13 protein-coding genes and 1 pseudogene are annotated in these 7,569 nt (G+C 63.1%); 9 read left to right on the forward strand and 5 right to left on the reverse strand.

The annotated features are described in order from the left end of the window. Positions 1–581 (forward strand): annotated as a pseudogene (locus tag EN949_RS30450) (metallophosphoesterase); the annotation flags it as partial. A 57-nt stretch (positions 582–638) separates the two neighbouring features. Here EN949_RS30450 and EN949_RS30455 read toward each other — a convergent pair. Beyond that, positions 639–818, reverse strand: a complete 180-nt coding sequence (locus EN949_RS30455) for a CsbD family protein (protein WP_024505721.1) — start codon at positions 816–818, stop codon at positions 639–641. A 198-nt stretch (positions 819–1,016) separates the two neighbouring features. On the opposite strand from EN949_RS30455, the gene EN949_RS30460 reads away from it, so the two are divergent. The 7 genes from EN949_RS30460 to EN949_RS30490 all read left to right on the forward strand — a co-directional run bounded on the left by EN949_RS30460 (position 1,017) and on the right by EN949_RS30490 (position 4,539). Beyond that, a complete protein-coding gene (locus tag EN949_RS30460; protein ID WP_164755107.1) occupies positions 1,017–1,670 on the forward strand; it encodes a glutathione S-transferase family protein in 654 nt (217 codons plus the stop codon). 427 nt (positions 1,671–2,097) lie between these two features. Then, entirely contained in the window at positions 2,098–2,307 is a 210-nt protein-coding gene (locus tag EN949_RS30465; protein WP_010915421.1) for a cold-shock protein, read from the forward strand. Positions 2,308–2,666: 359 nt separating this feature from the next. After that, the gene (locus EN949_RS30470) at positions 2,667–2,894 is read left to right on the forward strand and encodes a hypothetical protein (protein ID WP_013532399.1); all 228 of its coding nucleotides are present in this window, start codon (positions 2,667–2,669) and stop codon (positions 2,892–2,894) included. Further along, the gene (locus tag EN949_RS30475; protein ID WP_013532398.1) at positions 2,894–3,301 is read left to right on the forward strand and encodes a hypothetical protein; all 408 of its coding nucleotides are present in this window, start codon (positions 2,894–2,896) and stop codon (positions 3,299–3,301) included. The genes EN949_RS30470 and EN949_RS30475 overlap by 1 nt, the downstream gene beginning before the upstream one ends. Position 3,302: 1 nt before the next feature. Next, entirely contained in the window at positions 3,303–3,470 is a 168-nt protein-coding gene (locus EN949_RS30480; protein ID WP_013532397.1) for a hypothetical protein, read from the forward strand. Between the two features lie 55 nt (positions 3,471–3,525). Beyond that, positions 3,526–3,846, forward strand: coding sequence for a YkgJ family cysteine cluster protein (locus EN949_RS30485; RefSeq protein ID WP_032809400.1), 321 nt, complete (start codon positions 3,526–3,528; stop codon positions 3,844–3,846). Positions 3,847–3,927: 81 nt separating this feature from the next. Continuing rightward, the gene (locus tag EN949_RS30490) at positions 3,928–4,539 is read left to right on the forward strand and encodes a LysE family translocator (protein WP_127366266.1); all 612 of its coding nucleotides are present in this window, start codon (positions 3,928–3,930) and stop codon (positions 4,537–4,539) included. 95 nt (positions 4,540–4,634) lie between these two features. Here EN949_RS30490 and EN949_RS30495 read toward each other — a convergent pair whose 3' ends face one another. From EN949_RS30495 to EN949_RS30505, 3 genes are read right to left on the reverse strand one after another with little or no spacing between them, the layout of a single operon-like run. Next, positions 4,635–5,021, reverse strand: a complete 387-nt coding sequence (locus tag EN949_RS30495; protein ID WP_063171832.1) for a nuclear transport factor 2 family protein — start codon at positions 5,019–5,021, stop codon at positions 4,635–4,637. 16 nt (positions 5,022–5,037) lie between these two features. Further along, complete coding sequence (locus tag EN949_RS30500) at positions 5,038–5,484, reverse strand: OsmC family protein (RefSeq protein WP_127366267.1); 447 nt, start codon at positions 5,482–5,484, stop codon at positions 5,038–5,040. A 34-nt stretch (positions 5,485–5,518) separates the two neighbouring features. Next, complete coding sequence (locus tag EN949_RS30505) at positions 5,519–6,529, reverse strand: NAD(P)-dependent alcohol dehydrogenase (RefSeq protein ID WP_127366268.1); 1,011 nt, start codon at positions 6,527–6,529, stop codon at positions 5,519–5,521. 97 nt (positions 6,530–6,626) lie between these two features. On the opposite strand from EN949_RS30505, the gene EN949_RS30510 reads away from it, so the two are divergent. After that, the gene (locus EN949_RS30510) at positions 6,627–7,235 is read left to right on the forward strand and encodes a TetR/AcrR family transcriptional regulator (protein ID WP_127366269.1); all 609 of its coding nucleotides are present in this window, start codon (positions 6,627–6,629) and stop codon (positions 7,233–7,235) included. A 93-nt stretch (positions 7,236–7,328) separates the two neighbouring features. Here the strand turns inward: EN949_RS30510 and EN949_RS30515 are convergent. Beyond that, the coding region (locus EN949_RS30515; protein WP_281039799.1) for a TCP-1/cpn60 chaperonin family protein at positions 7,329–7,569 on the reverse strand (241 nt) is incomplete at its 5' end.

Here is a 7,569-nt window from a genome sequence, read left to right on the forward strand (position 1 = left end):
ACTATGTTGAGGTCAACCATCGCGCCGGCGTGTTCTTCAAGCCGCCGGTGCCTGCCACCGACTACGATGTCGACACCGACTGTTACTCCTGGGACTGGGGCGGCCTGCATCTGATCCAGACGCATCGTTTCGCCGGCGATACCGGCCATGGCGCCGAGAGCAGCCTGCCATGGCTGAAGCAGGATCTGGCGACCTATGCGGCGGACGGCCGTCCGGTCATCCTGTTCCAGCATTATGGCTGGGACACTTTCTCGGTGGAACGTTGGGATGCCGCCAAGCGGCATTTCGACGATGACGGCAGTGGTGCGCCGCATTGGTGGAGCGAGGCCGACCGGCAGGCGTTGCTGGCGGCGCTGAAGGGCTACAATGTCGTCGGCATTTTCCATGGCCACCAGCACGAAACGCCGCTGATCTATCGCAGGGACGGGATCGACCTGTTCAAGCCGAAGGCTGCCTATATGGGCGGTTTCGCGCTGATCAGGGTGACCAGCGACGGCATGGACGTGGTGCTGGGCGAGGCGGCCGGCGATCACGGCGAGGTCGCCTTCACCAATGCTTTCAGCAAGGGCTGGAGCACCTGAAAAAGGCGGCCTTCGCGACCGCCTTTCCCTCGATAAAGCGCGTTTGCCGATGTCGGATCAGAGCGCCTTCTTGACCTTGTCCTTGACGTCGCCATAGGCCTTCTGCACCTTACCGGCGGTCCGGTCGCCCGTGCCTTCGGCCTGGGTCTGCCTGTTGCCGGTCGCCTTGCCCGCGGCTTCCTTGACCGAGCCCTTGACCTGCTTGGCCACGCCCGCAACCTGATCCTTGTTCACCATTTTTTGCGCATCTCCTGGGGTTCTGAATTCGGAGGAATTCATTTGCGGTAGCTAACGAGCCGGCGTCGGTTAGGTTCCAGGCGTCGCCCGGACGGCAGATCAGGTCGCGCGGCCGCCGCCCTGGGGCAAGGCTGGTGGGCTAGGCTGCGAACACGCGTCGACCATGGAATTTGGATGGCCGTGCATGCGGGGAGAAAAATGGCTGAATTCACGCTCTACATCGGCAACAAGTGTTTCTCCTCATGGTCGTTGCGGCCATGGCTGGCGATGAGGCATCTGGAGATCCCGTTCGAGGAAGGTTTCGTGCGGCTGCGCACACCTGAAACCTTTGCCAATCTGGCGAAAGTGTCGCCGACCGGTCAGGTGCCGGTGCTGAATCACAATGGCAAGATCGTCTGGGAAACCCTTGCCATTCTTGAATATCTCGCCGACCTGTTTCCCGAGAAAAAGCTCTGGCCGGCCGATATCGACGCCCGCGCGCTGGCGCGTTCGGCCGCGAGCGAGATGCATTCCGGCTTTCGCGAGGTCCGCTATGGCTGGCCGATGAATTTGCGCCGGCCGAAGGGCCACAAGCCGCTCGACGCCGAGGGCGAGGCGCAACGCGCCCGCATCGAGGCGCTGTGGCGCGAGTGCCGGGAAAAATACGGCAGGGGCGGCCCGTTCCTGTTTGGCCATTTCACCGCGGCCGACGCCATGTATGCGCCTGTCGTCACCCGTTTCGACACCTATGGCGGCACGCTTGGGCCGGATACGCGCGCCTATCTCGACGCCGTGCTGGCAACGCCGGCGATGCGGCACTGGTATGCCGAGGCGGCCAAGGAGAGGTGGCCGGAACCCGGGCCGGACGAATAGCCGGATCCAACGAAAACGCCCCTCGCACCTTTTATCGTGCGGGGGGCGTCTTTGCCATCAACCGTTCTTTCGATTGCTCTCACGAACTGCTGACGACAAGGCATAAATGCGCCTTTGCGTGGATGGTTCCTGGATGCCAGAAAATTTTTTCAACTTGGCGCAAGCGCGCTGTTTGGCGCCCGGTTTGCCGTCATGCCAGCTGGTTTGGCCTGGTGTTTTGGGAGAAATCCGCATCTGTGGCTTTATGCAAATTTGACAGCGCGCCAAAAGAAGCCTACAAGCAAATCGTCGATATTTGTTTGACTGACTTTTGTTATCCGCGCTTTCGAGCGCGCCTTTGACGAACTTCCCACATCAAAAATCGGGACAAACGACGTTGTGCATCCGCATGGCGTCGAACGAATATTTGCCATGGAAAGGGTTCGTCATGAGCACCGGCACAGTTAAATGGTTCAACGCCACCAAAGGTTTTGGTTTTATTCAGCCTGACGACGGCTCGGCCGACGTTTTTGTCCACATCTCGGCCGTAGAGCGCGCCGGCATGCGTGACATCGTCGAGGGCCAGAAGCTCGGCTACGAGATGGTCCGCGACAACAAGTCGGGCAAGATGTCCGCCGACCAGTTGAAGGCGGCCTGAAAAACGAATTCTGCTCTCCCGGTGACCACGGATGTACTGGCACCGGTGAGTGGCGAATTCGGGCGCATGGCCGCGGCGACCTGAGTTTCCACGGCATATCATGTGCATAAGCAGGGCGTTCCCGTGCGGTGCATCCTTTTGGATGTCATCTGGTTGCGCGACGCTCTCATGGAAGGTCAGGCGGTGCCTGGCCTTTTTCATTTTCCGCGCCTTGCCGCCGAAAGTGCGCTGCGCGCCGGCCTGGACGTGCTAAGGGACGCTCCAGCAATTTGAATTCGCCGCGCGTATTGCTTTGTGCGTGATCCTGACCGAAGACCCGGTCTCGCTCCATCGGCACAGGCTCCTGACAGGAGAAAGATTTGACCACCAGTTCAAAGACAACCGTCGATCAGGCCGTGTCCCTGTTCAGCAAGACGCAAACCCAGTCGATGTCGCTCAACCGCATCAATTCCGAGCGCGACGCCGTCAGCGAGGCACGCGAAGCCAAGACCGCGCGTCTGCGCGAATTGCGCCTGGAGAAGGAGGCCGACGAGATGGCCGCCGCCGCCGCGCTAGCCGCTTTGCCGAAGCGGGCCGGACGACGCTGATGGCCACCAAACGCGTACCGCCAACACCGATCGCCGCCGACGCAACCATTGCCGATATGGTCGAAGGCCTCGACAAGCCGGTCGAATTCGTCCGGCGTGTGCTGGAAAAGCTCGAGCGCTGCAAGCGTGCCCACGGTGATGCCCAGGTTCGCGTCGGCGTGCGCGGCCGCGCCGAATGCCCGAACTACCTGATCGAGTATGTCCGCGAAGACGCCAAGACCCATGAGCGGGTGACGTATCAGGACGCCGCCTACAGCGGCAGCACGCATCGCGAACTGGCAGCCCATCACATCGAGGCGGTGAAAAACTGGTCGCCCGAGGAAATGAACATCACGGCCGTTTCGGCGCTGATCGGCCGCCTGCGCAATCCGCGCGCCCCATCATCGCGCTTCGCCGACGAGGACTGACATGGCCATAAAATTCTCCTCCAAGGATCAGCCGGCAGCCTCGGGTGCTGCGGCAAAACCGGCCAAGCCGGTTGCCGCGCCGAAAGCCGGCGACGCCACCGAGGCCGCGACCGACCTGTTCAAGTCGCCGGCGGATTCGCCGAAGGGCAAGACGGCCAAGAAGAAATAGCGCGTTGCCGCAAGACGCCGATCACAACCCCGCCGCGCCAGGGCTGTCCGCCCTGGTGGCCGCCGCAAGCGTTTTGTCGTCGCAACAGGGCACCTTCGATTGCCAAAGCTGCGGTGCCTGCTGTTCCTATTCGGCCGAGTGGCCGCGCTTTTCCACCGAGGATGACGCACAGCTTGACCGTATCCCGGAAAAATATGTCGCATCCGACCTGTCAGGCATGCGTTGCGAGGGCGTGCGCTGCTCGGCGCTCTCCGGCGAGATCGGCAAGTCGACCGCTTGCGGCATCTACGACGTGCGGCCGGACGTCTGTCGCGCCTGCATGCCCGGCGACGAGGAGTGTCTGATGGCACGCCAGGCGCTCGGATTACCGGTGTAGCCAATCTCCCGTCGCCTCCGCTTGTGCGCCGACCCGCAGCCCGGTACCTTCCTGGCCGGGTAGGGTGCCGGAGGAACCATCGTGAGCATCGAATTTCTGTTGACGTCCCTGGTTGTCGTGGCTTCGCCCGGCACCGGCGTTCTCTACACGCTGAGCGCCGGCCTCTCGCGCGGTGCGCGGGCCAGCGTCATCGCCGCCTTCGGCTGCACGCTCGGCATCATCCCGCACATGGCCGCCGCCATCACTGGCCTGGCGGCGCTGCTGCACACCAGTGCGCTCGCCTTCGAGACGCTGAAATATCTCGGCGTCGCCTACTTGCTCTACATGGCCTGGAACACGCTGAAGGAAAAGGGCGGCCTCAGCGTCGAGCAGGATGTGACGCCGCGCTCGGCCGGCAAGGTGATTGCCACCGGTATCCTCGTCAACGTGCTCAATCCGAAACTGTCGATCTTCTTCTTCGCCTTCCTGCCGCAGTTCGTCAGCACCACCGAGCCCAATGCGCTGTCGAAAATGCTGGAACTGAGTTCCGTCTTCATGCTTTTGACCTTCGTGGTTTTCGTCGGCTACGGCATCTTCGCAGCCTCGATCCGCAGCCATGTCGTCTCGCGGCCAATGGTGTTGACCTGGATGCGCCGGACCTTCGCCGGCGCCTTCGTCATGCTCGGCGCAAAGCTGGCGCTGGCCGATCGGTAGCGGGGAGCGGTTCAGTCTCGCTGATCCGCTCTCCTTTGTTGCGCTATTCCGGGCGAAAAGCGGTTATGCGCTTTCGGGGCATTGCTCGGGGCGCGCTACCCCTTCACATAGCCCATCGCTTCGACGATCCGCCCATCGGCCACACGCATGAGGTTGACGCCGCGCAGCGAATTGCCGTCGGTCATGAAATAGCGCCAGCGAATCGTTGCCCGGTCACCGGCAACGAAGGTTTCCTCGATATCGAAGCGCGTGCCGGCCTGGGTCGCGATCGCCGTCCAAAGCCCGACGCACGCTTCCTTGCCGGCATGACGGGCGCCGTCCGGCGCCGGCACGGTGTTCTCGATCACGCAATCGTCGGCCACCAGCTCGGCGAGTGCCGAAGGATCATGGCGCTGGAATACGTCGTTGTAGCGCCGCATGATCTCGGCCGTCTGCTGGGACAGACCGTACGCGTTTGCGTCCATGACAAGCTCCTGTGTCATCTTCTTTCTCCTGGCTTCATTGACCTTTGGTGGCTTCGACGAGCGTTGCCTTGAGGGTGATCTGAGACACGCCGCCAAGGGCCCGCGAGACGAGGCAGCCCGCCTTGGCGGACTGTGCAAGGCGCTCGAATTCATCTTCGGCAAGTCCCGCGACCTCTGCCTCGGTTTCGAGTTCGATGCGGGTGATCGTCGGACCGGCAGCGGTTGCGCCAAGATGCACCTTGGCGACGGTGCTGATGCTTGTCGGGACATGATTGGCGTTGCCCAGTATGGCGCTCAGCGCCATCGAGAAGCAGCCTGCATGCGCCGCGGCGATCAGTTCTTCCGGGTTGGTGCCCGGACCGTTCTCGAAACGCGACGGGAAGGAATAGGCGCCTTCGAAGACGCCGCTGCCGAGCTGCAACCGGCCCGAACCTTCCTTCAACGTCCCTTGCCATTTGGCCGAGGCTTCACGAATTGTCATGGTCGTTCTCCCTTGGGTTTGAGGACTCGATGGGTCAGGCGCCGTCGATGATCACCTTCCCGAAGACGTCGCCCTGCTGGAAAAAGCGATAGGCATCGCCGGCCTCGGTAAAGGCGAAGACCTTGTCGATGACGGGCCGCAAGCGATGCTGCGAGACGGCGCGCAGCATGGCTTCGAGATTGGTGCGGTTGCCGACGAACAGGCGGCTGATGGTGGCGAGGCTGCGCTGGTAGAGTGCCGCCGGCAACTGGATCGATCCGCCTTTCGCATCCTGCAGCGTCAAGAGCACGATGTGCCCGTAAAGCGTGCTGGCGATCAGCGACTGGGCGAAGGTCGCCGGGCCACCGGTCTCGACGACGAGATCGATGCCGCCGGTCTGGTCGCACACGGCCGCGCCCCATTGCGGCATATCCGGTGTCGAAATCACCAGGTCGGCGCCCAGCGCCCGCAGCCTGTCGGCTTTCTCGCCGCGCGAGGTGACGACGGCGACATGGCAGCCTAGCAGCTTGGCGAACTGCAATGCAAAGAGCGAGACGCCGCCCGAGCCGATGACCAGAACCCATTGGCCGGGCTTCGGAATTCCGGCGCCCGTCACCGCATTCCAGGCGGTCAGGCCGGCGCAGGTCAGCGTTGCGGCCTCTTGCCAGTCGAGATGATCGGGCAGCCGCACCGCCCATTGTTCGTCGAGAACCGCATATTCCGCCAGCATGCCGTCCAGCGTGCAGCCGAGCTGGTCGACGAGCCCGGCATGGATGCGGCCGTCGATCCAGCGCGCGAAATAGCTGCCGGTGACACGGTCGCCGACGGCAAAGCGGGTGACGGCAGCGCCGACGGCGACAACCTCACCAGCCCCGTCGCTCAGCGGAACGACGCCTTGGCGTGGCGGCAGTGGATAGATGCCGTTGAGGATCATCGTGTCGCGCCGGTTGAGCGAGGTGGCGCGAATGCGCACCACGATCTCGTGCGCTCCCGGCTCCGGTCGCGCCTCGTCCCGCAGCACCAGGCTTTCGATTCCGCCGGTCCCTTCAAGGCGATAGCTGCGCATTTCGAACCTCAAATATATAGACTGATCTACATATTATGTAGACCGATTGTCATATTCTGCGCAAGGCCTATAATGATTCCTGCTGACAGAGGTTGACATGGCCAACGACACCCGCACCCGCATACTCGAGACGACTGGGCTGCTGCTCAGGCAGCGCGGCTATCACGGCACCTCGCTCAACGACATATTGAGCGCCAGCGGCGCACCGCGGGGCTCGCTGTATTTTCATTTTCCCGGCGGCAAGGACCAATTGGTCATCGAGGTGACGCGCGCCAGCGTTGCCGACGTGACGGAGAGGCTGGGCGAAGCGCTGGCCGCCGAAAAGGATCCGGCGGTGGCCGTCCATCATATCTACCAGTCGGTGGGGCGCATGCTGGAAGACAACCGGTTTTCACTCGGCTGTCCGATCGCGCCTGTCGTGCTGGACTCGCCCACCGACGTGCCGGAACTGGCGGAGTTGTGCCGCTCGGCCTTCGAACAGTGGATAGGCCTGCTGCGGGACGCCTTCGTCAGGGCAGGGGTGCCCGCGCGCCGCGCGCATGCATTGGCACTGCTGGTCGAATCGTCACTGGAAGGGCTGATGGTGATCGCCCGCGCCACCCGAGACCGCGCCCCCTTACAGGCGGTGGCTGATGAGGTCGCGGCGTTGATCGAAGCCGCGGTGCTTGCTGGCGAGGTAAAGCAACGCGCGGATGCCGCCGTCTGAGAACCGACGGAGGCGCGGCGATCGAGGTCCGCGTAAACGAAAAGGGCGGCATCTCTGCCGCCCTTTCCGTATCTGAAGGCTGATAGGGCTGGATTAGAAATCCATGCCGCCCATGCCGCCCATGCCGCCGCCGCCCATGCCGCCAGGCATGCCGCCGCCAGCCGACTCCTTCTTCGGAGCCTCCGCGATCATGGCTTCGGTGGTGACGAGCAGGCCGGCGACCGAGGCCGCGTCCTGGAGAGCGGTGCGGACAACCTTGACCGGATCGACGATACCCATGGCGATCATGTCGCCATAGTCGCCGGTCTGGGCGTTGTAGCCGAAGGTCGCGCCC

Source organism: Mesorhizobium sp. M7A.F.Ca.US.007.01.2.1 (genome assembly GCF_003998165.1).
Classification (GTDB): domain Bacteria; phylum Pseudomonadota; class Alphaproteobacteria; order Rhizobiales; family Rhizobiaceae; genus Mesorhizobium; species Mesorhizobium ciceri.

Bases quoted from the DNA above. Each gene is read 5' to 3' on its own strand.
- EN949_RS30465 (WP_010915421.1), top strand. From the start codon at position 2,098: ATGAGCACCGGCACAGTTAAATGGTTCAACGCCACCAAAGGTTTTGGT.
- EN949_RS30460 (WP_164755107.1), top strand. From the start codon at position 1,017: ATGGCTGAATTCACGCTCTACATCGGCAACAAGTGTTTCTCCTCATGG.
- EN949_RS30480 (WP_013532397.1), top strand. From the start codon at position 3,303: ATGGCCATAAAATTCTCCTCCAAGGATCAGCCGGCAGCCTCGGGTGCT.
- EN949_RS30505 (WP_127366268.1), bottom strand. From the start codon at position 6,529: ATGCGCAGCTATCGCCTTGAAGGGACCGGCGGAATCGAAAGCCTGGTG.
- EN949_RS30455 (WP_024505721.1), bottom strand. From the start codon at position 818: ATGGTGAACAAGGATCAGGTTGCGGGCGTGGCCAAGCAGGTCAAGGGC.
- EN949_RS30510 (WP_127366269.1), top strand. From the start codon at position 6,627: ATGGCCAACGACACCCGCACCCGCATACTCGAGACGACTGGGCTGCTG.
- EN949_RS30495 (WP_063171832.1), bottom strand. From the start codon at position 5,021: ATGACACAGGAGCTTGTCATGGACGCAAACGCGTACGGTCTGTCCCAG.
- EN949_RS30475 (WP_013532398.1), top strand. From the start codon at position 2,894: ATGGCCACCAAACGCGTACCGCCAACACCGATCGCCGCCGACGCAACC.
- EN949_RS30500 (WP_127366267.1), bottom strand. From the start codon at position 5,484: ATGACAATTCGTGAAGCCTCGGCCAAATGGCAAGGGACGTTGAAGGAA.